This window comes from Sanguibacter sp. HDW7, assembly GCF_011300875.1.
Taxonomy (GTDB): domain Bacteria; phylum Actinomycetota; class Actinomycetes; order Actinomycetales; family Cellulomonadaceae; genus Flavimobilis.
Genome location: NZ_CP049862.1, coordinates 249,261 through 271,428, shown reverse-complemented (window position 1 = coordinate 271,428; position 22,168 = coordinate 249,261). Strand labels below are relative to the sequence as shown.

General features: G+C 72.7%; 18 protein-coding genes and 1 tRNA gene. 8 read left to right on the top strand and 11 right to left on the bottom strand.

The annotated features are described in order from the left end of the window. The first annotated feature begins 33 nt into the window (after positions 1-33). Positions 34-1,452, top strand: coding sequence for an MFS transporter (locus G7063_RS01145; RefSeq protein ID WP_166412700.1), 1,419 nt, complete (start codon positions 34-36; stop codon positions 1,450-1,452). Continuing rightward, positions 1,449-3,266: a glycoside hydrolase family 2 protein gene (locus tag G7063_RS01140; RefSeq protein ID WP_166412699.1), complete on the top strand. Its 1,818-nt coding sequence runs from the start codon at positions 1,449-1,451 to the stop codon at positions 3,264-3,266. The genes G7063_RS01145 and G7063_RS01140 overlap by 4 nt, the downstream gene beginning before the upstream one ends. A 39-nt stretch (positions 3,267-3,305) precedes the next feature. Here G7063_RS01140 and G7063_RS01135 read toward each other — a convergent pair whose 3' ends face one another. Both G7063_RS01135 and G7063_RS01130 read right to left on the bottom strand, forming a co-directional pair. Further along, positions 3,306-4,106, bottom strand: a complete 801-nt coding sequence (locus G7063_RS01135) for a tetratricopeptide repeat protein (RefSeq protein WP_166412698.1) — start codon at positions 4,104-4,106, stop codon at positions 3,306-3,308. Between the two features lie 220 nt (positions 4,107-4,326). Then, on the bottom strand, positions 4,327-5,991 hold the full coding sequence (locus tag G7063_RS01130; protein WP_166412697.1) for a glycoside hydrolase family 13 protein: 1,665 nt from the start codon (positions 5,989-5,991) through the stop codon (positions 4,327-4,329). A gap of 127 nt (positions 5,992-6,118) precedes the next feature. Between G7063_RS01130 and G7063_RS01125 the strand changes: the two genes are divergently transcribed. Continuing rightward, on the top strand, positions 6,119-6,733 hold the full coding sequence (locus G7063_RS01125; RefSeq protein ID WP_166412696.1) for a CueP family metal-binding protein: 615 nt from the start codon (positions 6,119-6,121) through the stop codon (positions 6,731-6,733). Between the two features lie 169 nt (positions 6,734-6,902). Next, positions 6,903-8,237, top strand: coding sequence for a hypothetical protein (locus G7063_RS01120; protein WP_166412695.1), 1,335 nt, complete (start codon positions 6,903-6,905; stop codon positions 8,235-8,237). An 81-nt stretch (positions 8,238-8,318) separates the two neighbouring features. Here G7063_RS01120 and G7063_RS01115 read toward each other — a convergent pair. Both G7063_RS01115 and G7063_RS01110 read right to left on the bottom strand, forming a co-directional pair. Next, positions 8,319-8,407: transfer RNA gene (locus G7063_RS01115), tRNA-Ser, on the bottom strand. A 52-nt stretch (positions 8,408-8,459) separates the two neighbouring features. Next, positions 8,460-10,013 carry a peptide MFS transporter gene (locus tag G7063_RS01110; RefSeq protein ID WP_166412694.1) on the bottom strand — a complete coding sequence of 518 codons (1,554 nt, stop codon included), beginning with the start codon at positions 10,011-10,013 and terminating at the stop codon, positions 8,460-8,462. 186 nt (positions 10,014-10,199) lie between these two features. Between G7063_RS01110 and G7063_RS01105 the strand changes: the two genes are divergently transcribed. Next, the gene (locus G7063_RS01105; RefSeq protein ID WP_166415138.1) at positions 10,200-11,045 is read left to right on the top strand and encodes an NAD-dependent protein deacetylase; all 846 of its coding nucleotides are present in this window, start codon (positions 10,200-10,202) and stop codon (positions 11,043-11,045) included. Further along, positions 11,042-11,842 (top strand): tyrosine-protein phosphatase, encoded by an 801-nt coding sequence (locus tag G7063_RS01100; RefSeq protein ID WP_166412693.1) that lies wholly within the window; start codon positions 11,042-11,044, stop codon positions 11,840-11,842. Before G7063_RS01105 ends, G7063_RS01100 begins: the two co-directional genes overlap by 4 nt. Before the next feature lie 81 nt (positions 11,843-11,923). Here the strand turns inward: G7063_RS01100 and G7063_RS01095 are convergent, their stop codons facing one another. Next, positions 11,924-12,355 carry a nucleoside deaminase gene (locus tag G7063_RS01095; RefSeq protein WP_166415137.1) on the bottom strand — a complete coding sequence of 144 codons (432 nt, stop codon included), beginning with the start codon at positions 12,353-12,355 and terminating at the stop codon, positions 11,924-11,926. Positions 12,356-12,537: 182 nt separating this feature from the next. On the opposite strand from G7063_RS01095, the gene upp reads away from it, so the two are divergent. Beyond that, positions 12,538-13,176, top strand: a complete 639-nt coding sequence (gene upp / locus G7063_RS01090; RefSeq protein WP_166412692.1) for a uracil phosphoribosyltransferase — start codon at positions 12,538-12,540, stop codon at positions 13,174-13,176. A gap of 67 nt (positions 13,177-13,243) precedes the next feature. Here the strand turns inward: upp and G7063_RS01085 are convergent, their stop codons facing one another. After that, positions 13,244-16,666: a sigma-70 family RNA polymerase sigma factor gene (locus G7063_RS01085; protein ID WP_166412691.1), complete on the bottom strand. Its 3,423-nt coding sequence runs from the start codon at positions 16,664-16,666 to the stop codon at positions 13,244-13,246. A gap of 87 nt (positions 16,667-16,753) precedes the next feature. Here G7063_RS01085 and G7063_RS01080 point away from each other — a divergent pair, with 87 nt between their 5' ends. Next, on the top strand, positions 16,754-17,521 hold the full coding sequence (locus tag G7063_RS01080; RefSeq protein ID WP_166412690.1) for a hypothetical protein: 768 nt from the start codon (positions 16,754-16,756) through the stop codon (positions 17,519-17,521). A 178-nt stretch (positions 17,522-17,699) separates the two neighbouring features. On the opposite strand, the gene G7063_RS01075 is transcribed toward G7063_RS01080, so the two are convergent. The 5 genes from G7063_RS01075 to dnaK form a co-directional block, all read right to left on the bottom strand. Beyond that, complete coding sequence (locus G7063_RS01075) at positions 17,700-17,999, bottom strand: DUF1540 domain-containing protein (RefSeq protein ID WP_166412689.1); 300 nt, start codon at positions 17,997-17,999, stop codon at positions 17,700-17,702. 153 nt (positions 18,000-18,152) lie between these two features. Continuing rightward, positions 18,153-18,557: a heat shock protein transcriptional repressor HspR gene (locus G7063_RS01070; RefSeq protein ID WP_166412688.1), complete on the bottom strand. Its 405-nt coding sequence runs from the start codon at positions 18,555-18,557 to the stop codon at positions 18,153-18,155. A 6-nt stretch (positions 18,558-18,563) separates the two neighbouring features. Then, positions 18,564-19,547: a DnaJ C-terminal domain-containing protein gene (locus tag G7063_RS01065; protein WP_166412687.1), complete on the bottom strand. Its 984-nt coding sequence runs from the start codon at positions 19,545-19,547 to the stop codon at positions 18,564-18,566. A 74-nt stretch (positions 19,548-19,621) separates the two neighbouring features. Continuing rightward, positions 19,622-20,218, bottom strand: coding sequence for a nucleotide exchange factor GrpE (gene grpE, locus G7063_RS01060; RefSeq protein ID WP_166412686.1), 597 nt, complete (start codon positions 20,216-20,218; stop codon positions 19,622-19,624). Then, entirely contained in the window at positions 20,215-22,062 is a 1,848-nt protein-coding gene (dnaK, locus tag G7063_RS01055) for a molecular chaperone DnaK (protein ID WP_166412685.1), read from the bottom strand. Before dnaK ends, grpE begins: the two co-directional genes overlap by 4 nt. Between the last annotated feature and the right edge of the window lie 106 nt (positions 22,063-22,168).

Genomic DNA, 22,168 nt, shown 5'->3' with positions numbered 1-22,168 from the left:
GGTAACGGCCCTGGTCGCGGTTAGCGTTCATCCGTGACGACGACGACACCTGCGCACGACGGCCTGCGCCCCCGCCTCTGGCTCGCCCTCGTGCTCCTCGGCCTCGTCGGCCAGCTCGCCTGGACCGTCGAGAACATGTACCTCAACGTCTTCGTCTACGAGACGATCTCCGACGATCCGCAGGTCGTCGCGGCGCTCGTCGCCGCGAGCGCCGTCACAGCGACGGTGGCGACACTCGTCATGGGCGCGCTGTCGGACCGCCTCGGTCGCCGACGTGTGCTCATCGTCGGCGGGTACCTGCTGTGGGGCGCCTCGACGGCGGCGTTCGGGCTCCTGCCCCAGACCGCGACCGCGACGACCGCAGGGCTCGCGACGCAGTCGGTGACGGCCGCGGTGCTCGCGGTCGTCGTCCTCGACTGCATCATGACGTTCTTCGGCTCGACCGCGAACGACGCCGCCTACCAGGCGTGGGTCACCGACGTCACCACGCCGTCCGTGCGCGGCAGGGTCGACGCGGTGCTCGCCGCGATGCCGCTGCTCGCGATGCTCCTCGTGTTCGTCCTCCTCGACCCGCTCACGCAGGCCGGCGAGTGGCGCACGTTCTTCGGCGTCGTCGGGGCCGCGGTCACGGTCACCGGGCTCGTCGCGCTGTGGCTCGTCCGGGACACCGCGACGCCCCAGACGTCGACGCCCTACCTGCGGGCGCTCGTCGCGGGCCTGCGTCCGTCGGCCGTGCGCGGCAACCCGCTGCTCTACCTCACGCTGCTCGTGTGGTGCGTGTGGGGCGCTTCGACCCAGGTGTTCCTGCCGTACCTGCTCATCTACATGGACCACTCCCTGCGGCTCGACGCCTACGCGATCGTCCTCGGCGGCGTGCTGCTCACGGCGTCCGTGCTCTCGGTGCTCGGCGGTCGCGTCGTCGACCGCGTCGGCAAGGTCCACTCGCTGCTGCCGGCGACGCTCGTCTACCTCGTCGGGCTGCTCGCGATGGTGCCGGCCCGCTCGGCGCTCGCCGCAGGCGTCGCGGGGGCGGTGATGATGACGGGGTTCATGCTCACGGCCGGAGTCCTCACGGCCGTGTCCCGCGACCTCACCCCCGACGGGGCGGCCGGGCGCGTCCAGGGGCTGCGCATGATCTTCGCGATCCTCGTGCCGATGCTCGTCGGACCGTGGATCGGCGCTGCCGTCATCCGCGGCAACGACGCGCGCTACACCGACCTGGGCGTCGAGCGGGTCGTGCCGACCTCGGCGATCTTCGCTGCGGCCGCGGCCGTGCTCGTCGTCGCGATCGTGCTCGCGATCGTGCTCCGCGCACGCCTGCTCGCGCGCCCGACGCAGGTCGGAGCGCCGACGGCTCCCGGCGCAGAGGCCGCCGCACCGCACGACGACGCACCCGCAGCCACAGCACCCGCCACCACCCTGCCCGACCCGACCGAGGACCCCTCCCGATGACGCTCCGCACCCGGTGGGCCGACGACGTCGACCCGCTCTCCCCGCTCCCCGAGCACCCCCGGCCCCAGCTCGTCCGGGACCGCTGGGCTTCCCTCAACGGCCCGTGGCGCTACACGTTCGTCGACCTGGACGACGACGCCACGGCGCCGGCCGCGTGGGACGGCACGATCACAGTCCCGTTCTCGCCCGAGGCCGCGCTCTCGGGCGTCGGTCGCACGCTGCGTGCGGACCAGGCGCTCTGGTACGAGCGCGACGTCCCCGTCGCGTCGCTCCTGCCCGACGGGACCGACGGCGTGCGCGTCCTGCTCCACCTGGACGCCGTCGACCAGGACTGCCAGGTGTGGGCCGACGGAGCGCCCGTGGGCGAGCACGAGGGCGGCTTCCTGCCCGTGACGTGCGACGTCACCGACGCCTGCCGGGCCGCCCTCGCGCGCGACGGCGAGGCGGCGAGCGTCCGCCTCCACGTCCGGGTCACGGATGACACGGATGCGTCGTGGCGCTCGCGCGGCAAGCAGTCGAGCAAGCGAGGTGGCATCTGGTACACCCCGCAGTCGGGCATCTGGCAGAGCGTGTGGCTCGAGGTCGTGCCCGTCGACGGCGTCGGCCGACTCGTGCTCGTCCCGCACCTCACGGGCCACGCAGGTGCCTGGGAGGCGTCGGTCGACGTGAGCGTCGAGCCCCTCGCGGGACGCGAGGGCGCTCCGGTCGACGCGGCCGTCGAGATCCTCGACCGCGGTGCCGTCGTCGCGTCGGGCTCCGTGGCGCTCGGCGGCACCGTCCGCCTCGACGTGCCGGACCCGCGCCCGTGGAGCCCCGAGGACCCGCACCTGTACGACGTGCGCGTGCGCTGCGGCGACGACGACGTGACGTCGTACGTCGGCCTGCGCTCGTTCGGCGTCGGGCCGGACGCCGACGGGACGCCGCGACTGCTGCTCAACGGTGAGCCGTACTTCCACGCAGGCGTCCTCGACCAGGGCTACTGGCCCGACGGACTGCTCACCGCGCCGACGGACGAGGCGCTCCTCGCCGACGTGGTCGCGGCGAAGGAGCTCGGCTTCACCATGGTGCGCAAGCACATCAAGGTCGAGCCGATGCGCTGGTACCACCACTGCGACCGTACGGGGCTCCTCGTCTGGCAGGACATGGTCAACGGCGGCGGACGCTACCTCGACCTCACGATCAGGGTCCCTGTGGTCGCGCCGCTGCGGCTGCGCGACCACAGGTTCCGGCTCTTCGCGCGCAGCGCGGCCGAGGGGCGTGCCGCCTACCGGCGCGAGCTCGTCGAGATGATCGAGCACCTGCGCTCGGTCCCGTCGATCTGCGTGTGGGTGCCGTTCAACGAGGGCTGGGGACAGTTCGACGCCGCCGCCGTCGCGCGCGAGGTCGCGGCGCTCGACCCGACGCGGGTCGTCGACCACGCGTCGGGCTGGCACGACCAGCGGGCGGGGGACCTGCGCAGCCTCCACGTGTACTTCCGTCGTTTCCGGGTGCCGCGTCGGCTGCGCGGTGACCGTCGGGCGCTCGTGCTCTCGGAGTACGGCGGCTACAACCTGCGGGTCCCGGGTCGGACGTGGGGTGACGTCGACTGGGGGTACGCCCGTGCCACGGACGCCGCCGAGCTGCAGGCACGCTTCGAGAGCCTCCACGACGAGCAGATCGTGCCGGCGATCCCGCGGGGGTTGTCCGCCACCGTCTACACGCAGCTCACCGACGTCGAGGACGAGCTCAACGGTCTGCTCACGTACGACCGTGCCGACAAGCTCGACCGTGACGCGGTCCGTGCGGTCAACGCCCGTCTGACCCTGGGCCGCTAGGCACGCCGTCCCGCGCGGTCCTGGTGCTGGCCGCGCGGGTCAGAGCGGGTGCTGCTCGAGGAGCCGCCGCGCGAGGGCGTCACCCCGCTGCGCGGCGTCGTTCCACGCGCGCCGTGCGGCCTCGAGGTCACCGTGGTCGCACCAGTGCGTGCCGAGGTTCGTGAGCGCCTGGATGTCGCCGGCCTCGGCCGCGACGAGGAGGATGGCCTCGGCGTCGTCCTCGCGGCCGTCCTCCTCGAGGAGCAGCGCGAGCGTCACCGCGACGCGCGTCTCCCCGCGGGACCAGTGGGCGTCGAGAAGCGCGAGCCCCTCGGCGACCGGCGTCGCGTCGCTCAGCGCGTGCTCGACCGCCGACTCCCAGCTCGTCGTCACGGACTCCGCGACGATCTCCTCGGCCTCACGGACGAGCCCGATGCGCCGCAGCACACGGGCGAGGCGCACGGGGGTCTCAGGAAGCTCGAGGGCACGCGAGTAGTGGAGCGCTGCACGGTCGTCGTCCGCGCAGGCCTCGAAGATCTGGGCGGCCATGAACGCGCCCTTCGCGTCCCCGGCCTCCGACGCCGCGACGAACCCTGCGCGCGCAAGATCCGTGCGACCGCTCTCATGGTGCAGCAGCGCGAGGTTGTACGTGGCCTCGGGGACTCCCGCCTCGATGGCCTTCTCGTAGAACGGCACCGCCGCGTCGTCGCATCCGAGCGCCCGGAGGTCGTTCGCGATGTTGAAGAACTCCTCGGGGGCTGCCGAGGACAGGCGGTGGAGCGCGACGCGGATGTCCTCTGCGGCATCGCGCGGCTCAGACGTCGTCGTCTGGTGCGTGTGCGTCGTCGTGTCTGCGGCCATCGCAGGGCTCCTCGGTGTGAAAGGCGTCCGGATCGACCCGGACGCATCGCCAACCCTGCAGCGCTGCGTGCAGGAGCCTTCCACGCAGAAGTCTTGCAACGGCCCCAGGGCCGAGCAACCGGAGCGGCCTCTCTTCACCCGTCTGCGCGCACCCTCACCCCCGGCCCCGCCCGTGGCACCGTGCGCAGCCGCCCCGCGCCCGACGAGCGCTCGCCGGAGATCAGGCGAGGACCGCGGCCGACTCTCCCGCAAGCATCCCCGCATCGACGGGCGCGGTGGCGAGCACGAGCTCTCCCGCCGGGAGCGCACCCGGCTCCTCGCCGAGGTTGACGACGAGCGTGAGCGCCCGCCCGCCTGCGCCGGCCGCAGGGGTGCGTCGCAGCACGAGACGCGTCGGCGTCTGCTCCAGCCACTCGACGTCACCGCCGCGCAGCGCGGGCTCGGCCGCCCGGAGCGCGCCGAGCGCCCGGTAGAGCGTGAGCATCGAGGCGTCGTCGTCGGCCTGGGTCTCCGCAGTGAGCGACGCCCACCCCGCGGGCTGCGGGAGCCACGGCGTCGTCCCCTCGGGGGCGAAGCCGAAGGGCGCTCTCGTGCCCGACCACGGCAGCGGCACACGGCAGCCGTCGCGCCCGCGCGACGTGCCGCCCGAGCGCGCGACGATCGGGTCCTGGAGGACGTCCAGCGGCAGGTCGACCACCTCAGGCAGCCCGAGCTCCTGACCCGCGTACACGTAGGCGGCGCCCGGCAGGCCGAGCAGGAGGACCGCCATCGCGCGCGCCCGGCGCGTCCCGCGGTCGAGCGCGGCGTCGTCGAGCGGCCGCTCGGCCGTCGAGCCGGGCACGTACTCGCCCTCGAGGCGCACGTCCGCGCCGTAGCGCGTCACCGAGCGCGTCGTGTCGTGGTTGTCAGTCACCCACGTCGTCGGCGCACCGACCGCGCCGTACGCCGCGATCGACTCGTCGACGGCCGCGCGGATCGCGTCGGAGTCCCAGCCGGCCTTGACGAAGCGGAAGTTGAACGCGAGGTGCATCTCGTCGGGGCGCAGGAACAGCGCGACGATGTCGTCGGGTGCGCCCGTCTCGATGACGGCCATGCGGTCGCCGTCATAGGAGTCCATGACGGCGCGGAAGGCCCGATAGATCTCGTGGACGCCGCTCGCGTCGTCCTTGGGGATGTTCGGGAAGCCGCCGGCCGTGTCCTCCCACGCCGTGTCCTTGATGAGCGCGTCGGACACGTCGATGCGGAAGCCGTCGATGCCGCGGTCGAGCCAGAAGCGCAGGACGCGCTCGTACTCGGCGAGCACCTCGGGCCGGCCCCAGTCGAAGTCCGGCTGCTCGGGAGCGAAGAGGTGGTAGTACCACTGGCCCGGGGTGCCGTCGGGCTCCGTGACGCGTGTCCACGAGGGGCCGCCGAACGCCGAGCGCCAGTTGTTGGGCGGCAGCTCCCCGTGCTCGCCGCGTCCCTCGACGAAGTGGAAGAGGTCACGCTCGGGGCTGCCCGGGCCTGCCGCGAGCGCGGCCTGGAACCACGGGTGCTGGTCGGAGCAGTGGTTGGGGACGAGGTCGATCGTCACGCGCAGGCCGCGCTCGTGGGCGGCGGCGACGAGCGTGTCGAGGTCGTCGAGGGTGCCGAACATCGGGTCGACGTCGCAGTAGTCCGAGACGTCATAGCCGGCGTCGACCTGCGGCGACGGGTAGAACGGCGAGAGCCACAGGGCGTCGGCGCCGAGCGCGGCGACGTGGTCGAGGCGCGCGGTGATGCCGGCGAGGTCGCCGATGCCGTCGCCCGTCGTGTCCCCGAACGAGCGCGGGTACACCTGGTAGAAGACGGCCTCGCGCCACCAGGGCTGGGCGGCGGGCGTGGACTGGGCGCTCTGCGGGGTCACCCACCCAGCCTATGCAGCCTTGCAGCAACTCGCGAGGCCCTTGGGGGCACCACCCCACGGACACTCCGCACCACATACCCCGTCGGGGTATTGTGGAGGTTCCGACCCCGACCGGAGGAGACGCCCCGTGCGACGCCGCCCCGCCCTTGCCGCAGCCCCAGCCCTCGCCCTCGCCGCAGCCCTCGCGCTCGGCGCCTGCACCGGGGCGCCCGACACTGCGCCGACGAGCGCCCCCACGACGACCACGCCCGCCCAGGTCGACGCCGACACGCTGCTCGCCCCCTACGAGCTCGACGGCCTCGACGGACGCGAGATCGTCGACCGCCTCGAGAAGCTCGGCGGCGACGACCGCCCCGCCACCCTCATGGCGAGCGTCCGCACCGACCACCTGCTGCTGAGCACCGACGCCGGCGAGGCACAGGTCCCGCTCCCCGAGGACCTCTTCTACGTCTCCGTCGCCCCCTTCGCCGGACAGACCCACGAGTGCTTCTACCACTCGCTCACGACGTGCCAGGGCGAGCTCGCCGACACCGACCTCACCCTGACGATCACCGCCGACGACGGCACCGTCGTTCATACCGCCGAGACGCGGACCGGCCCCAACGGCTTCGTCGGGACGTGGGTGCCGCGCGGTACCACCGGCGTCGTCACGGTGACCACGCCCGACGGGCGCACCGGTCAGGTCAACCTCGGCACGGGCGACGACGACCCCACCTGCGTGACGACGCTGCGGATCGCCTGACCGCCTGCGTCCCAGCAGGTCACCCCCTCACGCCCCGCAAGCACTGGGGGCGCGGCCCACCCGCGCGGGCCGCGCCCCGGGGGTGGGGACACCCACGGCGTTCCACCATCCGGGACGGTCCAGGCGTTCCGGGAGACAGATCGAGTGCCTTCTGGCCACGATCGTTGGCATGCACCGCCCTCGCCCTCGCCACCTCCTGCTCGCCTCGGCCTTCGCCGCGGTCGCGATCGCCCTCGCGACCCCGGTCGGGATGACCGTCGTCGACCGCATGACGGCTGAGCCGCTGCCCGCGGACTTCTACGGTCCGACGGCCACGCTCACGGACGGGCACGGCGGCCCCGACGCAGCATCGCGCTCGATCGTGCGCGACCCCGTGGGGGCGACGATCACGCCGTTCGACGACCTCCCGGGCACGTCGGGGGCCCCCGGCGCGGCGACCCCGGACGGCGCACCACCGACGACCGCAGACCCGTCGGGCACCCCCAGCACCACGGGATCCCCCGGCACAGGCCCCACGACGTCGACCACGCCAGCCGCACCACCGACGACGCCCGCACCCGAGACGACCGAGCCCGGGGAGCCCGCCGCACCGACGACCTCCTCCGCGCCGAGTCCGGAGCCGAGCCGCGACCCCACCACCCAGGTGCCCACCGACGCTCCCACCCCCACGCCGGAACCGACCCGGGAGCCCGAGCCGACCACGGCTCCGCCGACCCTCGCGCCGCCCCGCACCCACCCCGGCCCGTCGACGACCGGCGTCCCCCGCGGCACCAAGCTCACGCGGCACGACGGAGACCTCACCATCACCAAGGACGGCACCGTCATCGACGCCCTCGACGTCCGCGGCCTCGTGAAGATCTACGCCGACGACGTGACGATCAAGCGCAGCATCATCCGCGGCCGGGTCGTCACCCAGCAGAGCTACCTCGTGCAGATCTCCGAGGACGCAGCCGGCACGAAGATCGTCGACACCGAGATCTACGCCGCGCACCCGACCCACCTCATCAAGGGCGTCGTCGGCTCGAACCTCACGATGCTGCGCACCGACGTCCACGACGTCATCGACCAGCTCTCGGCGACCGGAGGCGGCATCCGCGTCGAGGACTCGTGGTTCCACGACAACCTCCACTACGCGAGCGACCCCCTGCACGGCGGCGGACCGAGCCACGACGACAACATCCAGATCTCGCACGGCCGGGGCTTCCGGATCCTCGGCAACCGCTTCGAGGGGGCGAAGAGCGCCTCGGTGATGATCGTCCAGAACTCGAACCGGGTGAGTGACGTGCGCATCGAGGGCAACAGCATCGACGGCGGCTCGTGCTCGATCAACCTCGCCGAGGGCGGCCACGGAGCGATCGCGGGCGTCAACGTCGTCGACAACACGTTCGGCACCGCGACGGCGCACGCGCACTGCGCGGTCATCAGCCCACGGAGCACGTCCGTCACGCACTCGGGCAACGCGTTCACCGACGGGTTCCGGTTCGCCATCACGGACGGCGGGTAGTCGTCGTCCGTCGCTCGCGCGACGGCCACGCCTGGGAACGTCGAAGCCCCCCACGGTGAACCGTGGGGGGCTTCGTCACGCTGGCGGTAGCGGTGGGATTTGAACCCACGGTGGCTGTTAACCACACACGCTTTCGAGGCGTGCTCCTTAGGCCGCTCGGACACGCTACCTAGCCCGACGAGAATACAAGCCGATCGCTCGATTCCGAAATCGGGCCGCCGGTCAGTGCGCGGCCGGCTCCGGCGTCTCGTCCTCGCCCTCGGTGATGCGCCGCTGGATCCACGGCGCGACAAGGAAGAAGAGGCCCGCGAGGCCCAGCGTCACGCCGCCGACCGTGCCGAAGTACGGCACGTACGACTCCGCGAGGTTCTCCGTCGCCGAGACGAGCTGGGCCGTGATCGCCTGGCCAGCCGCAGGCGCGAGGAACCACAGCGCCATCGCCTGCGAGCGGAACGCGCGCGGCGCCAGGAGCGTCGTCGCCGCGAGGCCGACGGGCGAGAGGAACAGCTCGCCGACAGTCTGGACCGCATACGTGAGGACCAGCACCCACGCGGGCACCTTCGCGTCGCCGAACGACGCCGTGAGCACCGAGAGGAGCACGAACGACGACGCCGCGAGCGCGAGCCCGATGCCGAACTTGTGCGCAACCGTCGGGCCCCTGTCGCCGAGCCGCATCCACACGCCCGCCATGATGGGGGCTCCGACGATGATGATCGCCGGGTTGACCGACTGGAAGAACTCCGGCTGGATCGTGAAGCCCAGGAACGTGAGAACCGTGCGGTCCTCGGCGAACGCCGCGAGCGAGCTCGCCGCCTGCTCGTTGATCATCCAGAAGAGCATCGCCGCGATGAACAGCGGGATGTACGCGAGCACCCGCGAGCGCTCGGGCGCCGTGACCTTGGGCGAGCGGAGCATGACGAGGAAGTAGCCGATGGGCGCGGCGAACGCGAGGTAGGAGATCGCGTCGACGATGCCGCTCGTGCCGAACGCCGCCCCGTCCGCGCGCACGCTCTGCACGACGGCCGACGCCCCGACAGCGAGGAGGACGAGGCCCAGAATGGCGAGGCCCGCGCGGACCAGCGCGGGCCGCTCGTCGGCCGTGATCGGGTTCCCGACGACGTCCCCCGCGCCGTGGAGGACCTTGCGGCCGAGGATGAAGAACACCAGAGCGAACGCCATGCCGATCGCGGCGACGAGGAAGCCCGCGTGGTAGCCCGCCGCGCTGCGCACGGCGCCGACGATGATCGGCGAGAAGAACGAGCCGAGGTTGATGCCCATGTAGAAGATCGCGAAGCCACCGTCGCGACGGTTGTCGTCGCGTGCGTAGAGCTCGCCGACCATGCTCGAGACGTTGGGCTTGAGCAGGCCCGTACCGATCGCGACCGCGATGATGCCCGCGAACGCGGGACCCGCGCCGCCGGGCAGCGCGAGCAGCACGTGGCCGAGCGCGATGACGAGACCGCCGTAGAGGGTCGCACGCCGTGCGCCGATGACCCGGTCGGCGAGCCAGCCACCGACGACGGAGAGCAGGTAGACGCTCGCGCCGTAGATCGACGTGACCGCGACACCCGTCGAACGGTCGAGGCCGAGGCCGCCGTTCGCGAGCGTGTCGGTGATGAAGTACAGCAGGATGGCGCGCATCCCGTAGTAGCTGAACCGTTCCCACAGCTCCGTGCCGAACAGCGTCATGAGTCCGAGCGGGTGCCCGAAGAAGCGTGTGTCGGACCTCGATCCGGCGGTTGTCGCCATGGTGCGGCCTCCCTTGATGCTGGACATGGGCCTCTCGCAGCGTCCCACCGCGAAGAGCCCGCCTGTCAGGACGTTACGCCCCCAACGGACGAGGCGTTGGTCACGGAGGCCCGAACACTGCGTCGTGGGTCACTGCACCTGCGCACGGCCGCGCCGTAGCGTGGCAAGGTGCCTGCCCCGACCCTCACCCCCGCCGCCGACCTCGCCGCGCTCATGCGCGGCGCGCGCACGCTCGTCCTCACGGGCGCAGGGCTCTCGACGGACTCGGGCATCCCCGACTACCGCGGGCCGGGCTCGGCTCCCCGCAACCCCATGACGTACGAGCAGTTCGTCGGCGACGCGGGCTTCCGACGCCACTACTGGGCCCGCAACCACGTCGGCTGGCGACACATGGCCGCGACGCGCCCCAACGACGGGCACCGCGCGCTCACCGCGCTCGAGGCGTCGGGCCACGTCACGGGCGTCGTCACGCAGAACGTCGACACGCTCCACCAGCGGGCCGGCACACGCACCGTCGTCGACCTCCACGGGTCCTTCGACCGCGTGACGTGCCTGGCCTGCCAGGCCGTCGTTCCACGTGAAACGCTCGACGCCCGGCTCACCGCCCTCAACCCCGGCTTCCGCGAGTCCCACGGGCCCGTCGGCGACATCGAGATCGCACCCGACGCCGACGCGGTCATCGAGGCCACCGCCGGGTTCGTCGTCGCGCCGTGCGACTCGTGCGGCGGCATCCTCAAGCCCGACATCGTCTACTTCGGCGAGCAGGTGCCGCGGGAGCGCGTCGGACGCGCGTTCGCGCTCGTCGACGACGCCGACGTGCTGCTCGTCGCCGGCTCGTCCCTCACCGTCCACTCAGGCCTGCGGTTCGTGCGGCACGCCGCCCGGCGCGGCACGCCCGTCGCGATCGTCAACCGCGGCGCGACCCGCGGCGACGAGCTCGCGACGCTCCGGCTCGACGCCGGCACGAGCGAGACCCTCGTCGGGCTCCTGCCCCGTCTGCTGCCCGTGCCCGCACGGCCCACGACGTCCGCCGTGAGCGGTGGCAGGATCACGGCATGAGCACCCCCGACCTCTCGACCGTCCCCGGCTTCGCCAACCTCCGCGACGTCGGCGGGCTCGCCGCGGGCACCTCGACCGTACGGTCCGGCGTCCTGCTGCGCTCCGACGCCCCCGGGCCCCTCGACGACACCACGCTCGACGTGCTGCGCACCGCGGGCGTACGGCACGTGCTCGACCTGCGCGACCTCGAGGAGGCCGGCCACCAGCCGACGCCCTTCGCCGCCGCCGGCTTCGACGTGCGCAGCATGCCGATCTTCACCGGCTCGGCCCGCTCGTTCGCGACCGTCGGCACGTCGCTCCGCGCGATGTACGTGAGCATGGCCGCGGACTGCGGCACGACCCTCACCGAGGCTGTGCGGTACGTCGCGGTTCCGTCGTCGTCGGTGCCCGACGGTTCCGGGGCCGGCCTGCCCGGGTCCGGCGGGGCGCTGCCCGACGGCTCCGAGGGCGGTGTCCTCGTGCACTGCACGGCAGGCAAGGACCGCACGGGCCTCACGGTGGCGCTCGCGCTGCGCGCCGTCGGCGTCGCGCGCGGCGACGTCGTCGCCAACTACGCCGAGACCGAGGCGCGCCTGCGCGGGCCGTGGCTCGACGCGAAGCTCGAGCTGCTGCGACGCTTCGTCGGCGACGATGCCGAGTCCTACACCGAAGTGCTCGTCACGAGCCCTGCCGAGGTGCTCGAGGAGTTCCTCGACACGGTCGAGGACGGCTCGCGCGAGGCGACGCGCCCGTACCTGCGCGCGCACGGCATGACGGACGCAGAGCTCGAGACGCTCACCCGTCGCCTCCTGGCCTGACCATCATCCGCTTCGGCTCGAAGCCGTTCTGCACGCTCCGGCAGGGTGGACGGACGCTACGAGTCGGGTGGGGACGCGTTGCTAGCGGCGAGCGTCGAAGAAGTCCGTGAGGAGACGCTCGCACTCCGCCCGGCGCACGCCCGGGTGGACCTCGACGAAGTGGTTCTGCCGTGGGTCCCGCACGAGGTCCCACGCCGAGCCCGTCGCCCCGACCTTCGGGTCCCACGCCCCCAGCACGAGCCGCGGCACCCGCGCTGCGACGATCGCCCCCGCGCACATGACGCACGGCTCGAGCGTCACGACGAGCGTGCACCCCTCGAGCCGCCACTCCCCGCGCGTCCGCGCTGCCTCGCGCAGCGCGAGCACCTCGGCGTGCGCGGTCGGGTCGCCGCTCGCCTCCCGCTCGTTACGGCCACGCCCGACGACGACACCGTCGGCGTCGAGCACGACGGCCCCGACGGGCACGTCGCCCGTCACCAGGGCAGCCCGCGCCTCGTCGAGCGCGAGGCCCATCGCGTCGTCCCACCGCCCGTCGTCGTGCACGCCACCACCCTAACGAGCGTCGGCCACCGGACCCGGACGCCGCACCACCCGCACCTCCCAGCGCCCTCCCCGGAACGACGGACCCGCGTGAGATCCGCGACAGCGGACCTGCGGCCCCTGTGAAAGCGCGGGTCGGGCGGTAGCGTTGCCACATGCGCCTGCACGTAGCCGACCACCCGCTGGTGGCCCACAAGCTCTCCGTCCTCCGCGACGAGCGGACCGCCTCCCCCACCTTCAGGCTCCTGGTCGACGAGCTCGTCACGCTGCTCGCCTACGAGGCGACGCGCGACGTGCACACCGTCACGGTCCCGATCACGACGCCCGTCGCCCCGACGACCGGCACGAAGATCGCCGACCCGCAGCCCATCGTCATCCCGATCCTCCGCGCGGGCCTCGGCATGCTCGAGGGCATGACGCGCCTCCTGCCGACGGCCGAGGTCGGCTTCCTCGGCATGCAGCGCGACGAGACGACCCTCGAGGCCATCACGTACGCGAACCGCCTGCCCGACGACCTCACGGGCCGCCAGGTCTTCCTGCTCGACCCCATGCTCGCGACCGGCGCGACCCTCGTCGCCGCGATCAACTACGTGCTCGAGCGCGGCGCCCGCGACGTCACAGCCGTGTGCCTGCTCGCAGCGCCCGAGGGCATCGAGGTCCTCAAGGCCGCCGTCGGCGACCGCGCCGACGTGTCGATCGTCGTCGCCGCCGTCGACTCCCACCTCACCGAGAAGGCCTACATCTACCCGGGTCTCGGCGACGCGGGCGACCGCCTCTACGGCATCGTCGACTGACGACCACCATCGACGACGTCGGCCTCCGCCCCTGAGGGGCGGAGGCCGACGTCGTACGCGGGCGGGATCAGCCGCGCGGCGTGAGCGTCAGCGTGAAGGCCGCGAGCGCGAACGCGTCGCCCGACGTGCCGAACGTGAGCATGCGCGTGCCGGCCGCGACCGTCGCCGGGGCGAACCCGCGGACGTCGACGCCAAAGCTGTTGACCGGGCCTGCGACGCCGGGGACGGCGAAGCCGGTCGCGGTCGAGTCGAACGCGTTGTCGGGGTTCGCGAGCCCTCCCACGGGCAGGAGGGGCGCACCGTCGAGCGTCACCTTGTCGCCGGCGATCCCCCGGTCGCCCTCCCACACGGTGACGCCCAGGCGCACGTCGGACGCCTCGTCCACCACGAACGACACCTCGCTCGTCGTCGAGCCGGAGAGGATCTCGAGGGCGTCGTAGATCCGCACGTCCGCGTGCGGCGCACCGGGTTCCTCGACGACGACGGTGAGGCTCCAGCCGCCGAAGAGGGCGGCGTCCGTGCCCGGCGCGACCTTGGGCACGAACGACCAGCCGCCGTCGTGCGCGCCGGATGCGCGCACGAGAGCCTGACGCACACTGTCCGTGACGTCCGCCGTGGCCTGGAAGTAGTCTCGTCCGCCCAGGAGCAGGCCGCCCAGGGCGGTCGAGGCAAGCCGCGACTCCCCCGCGACGGGGACAGCGACGCCGTCCGGGACCGTGAGCACGCCCTGCCCACGCGACGTGGCGTCGCCCGGCACCACCGCAGGACGCCTCCCGTCGCCGTACGACGCCCCCCACGTGAGGTACGCGCCGACGACGCGGGCGCCCGCGGGGAGCGTGAGGCTCGAGGTCGAGAACGGTCGTTCTCCCTGTCCGTCGAGCACGACCCTGTTGCTCACCGCGTCGTTGTTCACATTGCCGGCGGCCTGCTGCAGGCACGTTCCCGCGCCCGCGGCGCAGTGGATCGTCGGCGCGCCGATCTCGTAGGCGCGATAGCTGCCCTGGAACCGGTCGCGCAGCGCGGCGCGATCCGTGTCGATCTGGACGTCGACGCCCGAGACGACCTCGTGCGACGTCGCCCCGACCGTCGCCGTGAGCGTCACCGGGAGCCGGGTCAGGGTGAGCGGCGCGCCCGCGACCGCCTGGACGGTGAGCTCGATGGGGCGCGACCCACCCTCCGCGAGCGTGGGGAACGTGCACCGGAGAGTCGTCGTCCCGTCGGCCTGGGCCGACCCGACGCAACCCTCGCCCACGACGGTGAGCGACTGCGGCACCTCGATCTCGACGACCACAGCGTCGAGGGCACGACCGGGGTTGGTGACGTCGAGAGTCGTCGTGGCTGCGGTGCCGGCGGTCTTCGTGGACCGCAGGACGAGGGTGCCCTGCCCCGTGTCAGCGTCGAGCTCCACCGCGAGCGCGCGCCCGAGCGACACCGTGTCCGCGACGGGGTCGGCGTCACCGTACGTCACCTCGACGTGCAGCGACCCGAGGTCGACGACGCCCGCCGCGAGCCTCACGGCGAAGGGGAGAGTGTCGGTGACCGTCGCGACGCGGGGCGCCGCCGCACGTTCGATCGACCGGAGCACACCGGACGGGAACACGACGGGCTCGGCGGCGCGCCGGGCGACGCCGTCAGGCATGAGGGTGCAGGTCGCGGTCCGCGGGGTGTCGGCCGCGCACACCCAGGCCGACGCCGCCCCGCCTGACGTGGCGAGCACGGCACCGTCCCACTCGGCAGCGGCCGGGAGCGTCACGCGCACGGACAGCGGCGCCGTGAGCACCGTCGGGCGCTGGACCCGGAGGTCGACGACGCCCGCACCACCCGAGACGAGCACCGTGCTCGTCCCGAGCGTCACGACCGCCGGCGGGTCGACGACGGGCGGGGTCGTCGGCGGTGCCGTCGTCGGCGGTGCCGTCGTCGGAGGAGCCGTCGTCGGCGGCGCGATCGGCGGAGTCGTGGGAGGTGCGGTGGTGGGAGGTGCCGTGGTCGGTTCGGCGGTGGGGCGCGACGTCGGGTCAGCCGTGGGTCGGTCCGTCGGACGCGACGTCGGGTCAGCCGTGGGTCGGTCCGTCGGACGCGACGTCGGTTCAGCAGTCGGCGCGGCGGTCGGCGGGCGTGTTGGCACCGCCGTCGGCCGTTGCGTGGGCGTCGTCGGGACGCTCGCGTCACCCGTCGGCGTCGTCGTCGGAGCGGTCGTCGTCGGGCCTGTCGTCGCCCCGGGCTCCGTCGTCCCCTCGCTCGGGAGCGTCGACGCGCCCGCGCCCCCGGGTACGGACGGCGCACCCGTCGTCGACGGGCCGGCCGCAGGAGGCGCGTCGTCGTCGAACCAACCGGCGCCGATCGCGAGGCCGCCGGCGACGAGCAGTCCCGCGACGCCCGCAGCCGCCCCGACGAGCCAGCGCGGCCCGAGGCGCGCGGCGCCCGCCGCGACGCCCGCGGCTACAGCGCCACCCGCAGCCGCGCCAGCACTCGCCCCCGCAGCCGCGCCAGCACCACCACCAACCGCTGCAGCGGCACCGCCCGCAACCCCGATCACGGCGCCGCCGCCCCGGGCGGAGCCCGCCGCCACAAGCCCGGCCCCCGCACCGACCGTCGTCTGGCGCGCGGTCGACCGTCCGTCGGTGCCAGAGCCACCGGCACTGCCCGCAGAACCCGCAGCAGACGCCCCGGCCCCCGCGAGCACGAGCGGCAGCCCGCCCAGCGCGGCCAGCCCCAGCAGACCCACGACGAGAGGCGCGACAGTCGCCCGCATGCCCGCCGCGAGGTCCCCGAGCTCGAGCGCGACCGCACGGCACCGTGCGCAGTCCTCGAGATGCTCCTCGACGCGCGTCGACTCACGTCGCGACAGACCTCCACGCACGTACGCGCCGAGCTGCGCGTTCGTGCGCGCGCACGCGTCGTCGTCCGCCACGTCCGCGAGGTGCGCCTGCAGGTACGCCTGCCGCAGCCCCTCGCGCGCCCGGTACGCGAGCGCCGACACGGCGTTCGGCGTCATGCCGAGCGCCGGCGCGACGTCGGCCGGCGCAAGCCCCTCGATGTCCGTGTACCAGAGGACCGAACGCCACCTCTCCGGCAACGCCTGGAACGCGCGCGCGACCGTCCTGTCCTCGAATCCCTTGAGCGCCGGGTCCTCCGACGACGCGAGCGGGCCGACAGCCGACTCGAAGACGTGATCGTCGTCCGTCGGCGCCGCACGCCGACCGCGCTCGAGCATCTCCACCGCGCGACGACGCACGACCGTGAAGAGATACGCGCGGAACGCGACGTCCGGGCCCTTGCCCGCCCGCAGGACGCCCAAGACCTTCTCGAAGGCTCCCGCGACCGCGTCGTCCGCGTCGGACGCCGGCAGATATCGTCGCGCAACAGCCGTCGCCGCGCCCGAGTGCCGCGCGAAGAGCACACCGAACGAGGCCGTGTCGCCCCTGCGCACGGCAGTGATGAGCTCTGCGTCGGACAGGACGTGGTCCTCGACCGCGACGTCGTCGCTCACGGCACCACCCCCCGGTATGTTCCGCTCTGACAAAAGCAGGCTACGGGTTTCGCGTCATGACCGCGAACCTCGCCCCTCTCATGGGGTATGACGCATCTGGATCCGCACGCGCACGCCGAGGAGCTCCACCTTCTCGACGCGTGGCGAGCCCGCGCCCTCGACACCGTCTGGCGCCACGCCGGCGACTGGACGCACCCCTCCACCGAGGCGGTCGTCGAGGCCTTCGTCAGCGGCGCCGACCCCACCGAGGCCGTCCGACGGCTCGGCGAGGCGCGCGCCACGGTCGGCGCCGGAATGTCCGAGACGATCGACGACCTCATGTGCCTCTTCCGCGCCCTCGGGCTCCCCGCCGAGCCCGAGCTCGTCCGCGAGGTCGCGATCGGCTGGGCCACCGGCACCGAGGTCGAGCCCCAGACGGGCTGCACGGACCCCGTCACGGGACTGCGCACGCGCGGCTACCTCGTCGCACGCATGCAGGAGCTCTACGACGCCCCCGACGGCGCCAGGCCGTGGGACGCGCACGCGCTGCTCGTCCTCGACCTGCGGCTCGACGGGTCGTCGACCACCACGAGGTTTCGTGCCGGAGCGATCGTCGGGTCCGTCCTCCTCGACGTCCTCGGCACGGGTCACCCCTCGGCGCAGCTGCGCCCAGGGCTCTTCGCGATGCTCGTCGATCGCGCGACCGGACCGGCGACGGTCGCGGCCGTGCGGACGCGCGTCGATCACGTGACGGCTGAACGGTTCACGGCCTCCGGGCAGGCGTCGCAGCTGCGGTCGCCCGCCCGGAGCTGGCTCGAGCAGCTGCCCGACAGTCCAGCGCTGTGCCCCTCCCTCGTGGAGAGTCTCAGCCTCTAGCCGTGGCGCGACGCGTGGACGCCGACCGGTCCGGGGGGACGGTCGGCGCACGCGGGTCGCGTCGGTGCTCGTGCGTCGCCAGGGGGCGCACGAGCGTCGGGGGACACGAGAGGCCCGGGAACCACAGGTTCCCGGGCCTCTCGTGGTGCAGCGTCCCCGCGTGGGGAGCGCAGTAGGTTCAGACGCGCTCGTACGTGAGGCAGTCGGCCTCGTGCGTCGAGCCCGCGCCGATGCGGACCGACGACGCCGTGCACTCGAGGTGGTCGTTGTGCGAGCACTCGGCGCGCTGGCAGGCGCCGACCGACGCCACGACGCGCGCGAGCCCGCCCTTCGTCGACAGCGGGATGAACGTCGCGCACGACGCGTCGCCCGGGGTGCCAGCGACCGTGATCGCGCCCGCGTGGCAGCCGTCGTGGTTGTACGAGCAGCCCTCGATCGTGCACGAGCTCACGTGGGGCAGGGTGGTGGTTCCGTCCATCGGGTCCTCCTTGGTCCGGCCCCGGATCGTCCGGGGGCTCTACCGAGGAGAGTAGGCACGTCCGGCCAGTTGCGTAAAGGAAGGTAAGGCTCATCAGAACCGCGGAATCCTGCGGTTTTTAAGGCACGGCGGTGTTGCGGAAATGGTCGGCGCTCAGCGCCGCGGCCGCCACACGACGAGCGTCCCGCCACGCTCCTGCGGCACGTGCTTGCCGCGCGGCACCGCGACGATGTCGCCCGACGCGTCCGCGGTGAAGATGCGGTGACCCGGGTCGAGGGCCGTCGCGAGCATCTCGACGCGCCCGCGGAGCAGCCGCACCTGGTCCTCGAGGTGGAGGATGCGGCGGATGCCCGCGAGGTTGATGCCCTCGTCCTGGCTGAGGTGCTGGATGGTCCGCAGCCGCTCGACGTCGCGCGCGCTGTAGCGGCGCCCCCGCCCGACGGTGCGGGAGGGGACGACGAGCCCGAGGCGGTCGTACTGACGCAGCGTCTGCGGGTGCATGCCGGCGAGCTCGGCGGCTCGCGAGATCGGCAGCACGGGAACGTCGGCGGCGTCCATGACGGGTCAGTCCCTCGCGCGCGAGATCAGGTCGGCGCGGACATCCGTGCCCGCGGTCGCGTCACGGAACGCCTCGACGGCCGCTCGCGCGTCCGCCGAGAGGTTCTGCGGGACGACGACCTGCACGGTGACGAGCAGGTCGCCCGTCGCCTTCGCCGTCTGGACGCCACGGCCCTTGACGCGCAGGACACGGCCCGAGGGCGTGCCGGGCGCGACCTTGACCTTGACCGTCGCCCCGTCGAGCGTCGGAACCTCGAGCTGTGCACCGAGGGCGGCCTCGTCAAACGTCACGGGCAGCGTGACGCGCAGGTTGTGGCCGTCGAGCGAGAACACCGGGTGGGGTGCGACCTTCACCGTGATGAGGAGGTCGCCCGCCGCGCCGCCGCCCGTGCCGGGGCGGCCCTTGCCGCGCAGACGGATCTTCTGGCCGTCGCGCACGCCTGCGGGGATGCGTGTCTTGATGGTGCGGTGCTCGATGTCGAGCGCGACCTCGTCGCCCGTGACGGCCTGCCGGAACGGCAGCGTCACTGACGTCGTGAGGTCCGCGCCCTGCTGGGGCCGGGGACCGGCGCGGAAGCCCGCGCCGCCGCCACCGCCGTTGAAGAGGCCGCCGAGGATGTCCTCGAAGCCGCCTCCGCCGCCGAAGCCCGCACGGCCACCGCCGCGACCGCCGGCGCCGCCGAACATCGAGCCGAACATGTCCTCGAAGCCGCCCGCACCCGCGCCGCCGGGGCCCGCGGCGAAGCGTGCTCCGCCACCCATCGCGCGGATCGCGTCGTACTTCTCGCGCTCCTCGGCGTCGGAGAGCACCGCGTAGGCCTCGCCGACCTCCTTGAAGCGCTCCTCCGCCTTGGGGTCGCCGGCGTTCTGGTCCGGGTGGTACTGGCGCGCGAGCTTGCGGTACGCCTTCTTGATCGCGGCGCCGTCAGCGTCCTTCGGGACGCCGAGCGCGGCGTAGAAGTCCTTCTCGAGCCAGTCCTGTCCGGTCAACGCGGTCCTTCCTTGCTGTTGTACGTGGGGTGCGGTCGCGGCGGGCCCGGGTGGGGCCCGCCGCGACCGAGAGGTTACTGCTGGGGTCCGACGACGGCGACGCGCGCCGCGCGGACGATCTTCTCGCCGATGCGGTAGCCGGGCTCGATGACGAACTTCACGGTCGTCGTCGTGGCCTCGGCCGAGTCCTCGTGCATGAGGGCGTCGTGCACCGTCGGGTCGAACTCCTCGCCGACGGCGCCGAAGCGCTCGATCTCGAACTTGCCGAGAACGCCGTCGAGCTTGTCCGAGATGGCCGCGAACGGCCCCTCGAGCTCGCCAGCCTGGCGGGCGCGGTCGACGTCGTCGAGCACGGGCAGGAGCGCCCCGAGGACGTCCTCCATGCCGCGCGTCCGAGCCGCCTCCTGGTCGCGCAGCGACCGGTTGCGGTAGTTCGTGAACGACGCGCGCTCACGCTGGAGGTCGTCGAGGCGCTCGGCCGCGAGCGCCTGCGCAGCGGCGAGCTCGTCGGACACGGGGGCGCCGGCGACGGAACCGTCGGTGAGCGAGGAGGCGTCGTCCGGGACGACGACCTCGGGCTCCCCGGCCGGGGCGGCCGCGTCCTCACGCGGCAGCCCCGTCGCGGGGTCGACCCGACGCTTGTCGGTGAACTCGAACGGGGAGTCGGTCACTTGGACTCGTCCTCGTCGACGATCTCGGCGTCGACGACGTCCTCGTCGGAGGACGTCGCGTCGGCGGCCGGAGCCTCGGCGCCGGCGGCCTGGTCGGACGCGTAGACAGCCTCGCCGATCTTCTGGGCGACGGTGGCAAGCCTCTCCGTCGTCGCCTTGACCTCGGCCACGTCCTCGCCCTCGAGCGCCTTCTTGGCCGCGGCGACGGCGTCGCCGACCTCGGACTTGATCTCCTCGGAGAGCTTGTCCTCGTTGTCCTTGAGGGCCTTCTCGGTCGAGTAGACGAGGCCTTCGGCCTGGTTGCGGGTCTCGGCGTCCTCGCGGCGCTGCTTGTCCTCCGCAGCGTGCTCCTCGGCCTCCTTGACCATGCGGTCGATGTCCTCCTTGGGGAGGGCCGAGCCGCCCGTGATCGTCATCGACTGCTCCTTGCCCGTGCCACGGTCCTTCGCGGAGACGTGGACGATGCCGTTGGCGTCGATGTCGAACGCGACCTCGATCTGCGGGACGCCGCGCGGCGCCGGCGCGATGCCGGTGAGCTCGAACGTGCCGAGCGGCTTGTTGTCGCGCGCGAACTCGCGCTCACCCTGGAAGACCTGGATGAGGACCGAGGGCTGGTTGTCCTCGGCCGTCGAGAAGACCTCGGAACGCTTCGTCGGGATGGCGGTGTTGCGCTCGATGAGCTTCGTCATGACGCCGCCCTTCGTCTCGATGCCGAGGCTCAGGGGGGTGACGTCGATGAGGAGGACGTCCTTGCGCTCGCCCTTGATGACGCCGGCCTGGAGGGCCGCGCCGACGGCGACGACCTCGTCCGGGTTGACGCCCTTGTTGGGCTCCTGGCCGCCCGTGAGCTCCTTGACGACCTCGGTGACCGCGGGCATGCGGGTCGAGCCGCCGACGAGGACGACGTGGTCGATCTCGTTCACGGAGATGCCGGCGTCACGGATGACCGAGTGGAACGGCGCCTTCGTGCGGTCGATGAGGTCCTGCGTCATCTGCTGGAACTGCGCGCGCGTGAGCTTGGAGTCGAGGTGGACGGGGCCGTTCTCGCTCTGGGAGAGGTACTGCATCGAGATGACGGTGCTCGTCGCGGACGAGAGCTCCTTCTTCGCCTGCTCGGCGGCCTCGCGCAGACGCTGGAGAGCGATCTTGTCCTTCGAGAGGTCGACGCCCGAGGAGTTCTTCACCTCCTTGATGAGGTGCTCGACGATGCGGTTGTCCCAGTCGTCGCCGCCGAGGCGGTTGTCGCCCGAGGTCGCGCGGACCTGGATCGTCGAGAAGTCGTCCTCGTCCTTGCCGACCTCGAGGAGCGAGACGTCGAACGTGCCGCCACCCAGGTCGAAGACGAGGATGAGCTCGTCCTCCTTGCCCTTCTCGAGGCCGTACGCGAGCGCGGCGGCCGTGGGCTCGTTGACGATGCGCAGGACGTTGAGGCCGGCGATCTGGCCGGCGTCCTTCGTCGCCTGACGCTCGGCGTCGTTGAAGTACGCGGGGACCGTGATGACGGCGTCAGTGACGGTCTCGCCGAGGTACTCCTCGGCGTCGCGCTTGAGCTTGCCGAGGACGCGCGCGGAGATCTCCTGCGCGGAGTACTTCTTGTCGTCGATCTCGACGGACCAGTCGGTGCCCATGTGGCGCTTGACCGAGCTGATCGTGCGGTCGACGTTCGTGACGGCCTGGCGCTTGGCGATCTCGCCGACGAGGACCTCGCCGGACTTGGAGAACGCCACGACCGAGGGCGTCGTGCGCATGCCCTCAGCGTTCGCGATGACCGTGGGCTCGCCGCCCTCGAGGACCGAGACGACGGAGTTGGTGGTGCCGAGGTCGATGCCGACTGCTCGTGCCATGTGTGCTGCCTCCATGCTGTGCTGCTGCGGTTGAGTCTGTTGCACTCAAGTCTGCGCTCTGACTGTCGGGGATGCAACCCCGTCTGCTCAAACTTGAGTCTGCCTC

Bases quoted from the DNA above. Each gene is read 5' to 3' on its own strand.
- G7063_RS01140 (WP_166412699.1), top strand. From the start codon at position 1,449: ATGACGCTCCGCACCCGGTGGGCCGACGACGTCGACCCGCTCTCCCCG.
- G7063_RS01135 (WP_166412698.1), bottom strand. From the start codon at position 4,106: ATGGCCGCAGACACGACGACGCACACGCACCAGACGACGACGTCTGAG.
- G7063_RS01120 (WP_166412695.1), top strand. From the start codon at position 6,903: ATGCACCGCCCTCGCCCTCGCCACCTCCTGCTCGCCTCGGCCTTCGCC.
- G7063_RS01110 (WP_166412694.1), bottom strand. From the start codon at position 10,013: ATGTCCAGCATCAAGGGAGGCCGCACCATGGCGACAACCGCCGGATCG.
- G7063_RS01105 (WP_166415138.1), top strand. From the start codon at position 10,200: ATGCGCGGCGCGCGCACGCTCGTCCTCACGGGCGCAGGGCTCTCGACG.
- G7063_RS01100 (WP_166412693.1), top strand. From the start codon at position 11,042: ATGAGCACCCCCGACCTCTCGACCGTCCCCGGCTTCGCCAACCTCCGC.
- G7063_RS01095 (WP_166415137.1), bottom strand. From the start codon at position 12,355: ATGGGCCTCGCGCTCGACGAGGCGCGGGCTGCCCTGGTGACGGGCGAC.
- upp (WP_166412692.1), top strand. From the start codon at position 12,538: ATGCGCCTGCACGTAGCCGACCACCCGCTGGTGGCCCACAAGCTCTCC.
- G7063_RS01080 (WP_166412690.1), top strand. From the start codon at position 16,754: ATGACGCATCTGGATCCGCACGCGCACGCCGAGGAGCTCCACCTTCTC.
- G7063_RS01075 (WP_166412689.1), bottom strand. From the start codon at position 17,999: ATGGACGGAACCACCACCCTGCCCCACGTGAGCTCGTGCACGATCGAG.
- G7063_RS01070 (WP_166412688.1), bottom strand. From the start codon at position 18,557: ATGGACGCCGCCGACGTTCCCGTGCTGCCGATCTCGCGAGCCGCCGAG.
- dnaK (WP_166412685.1), bottom strand. From the start codon at position 22,062: ATGGCACGAGCAGTCGGCATCGACCTCGGCACCACCAACTCCGTCGTC.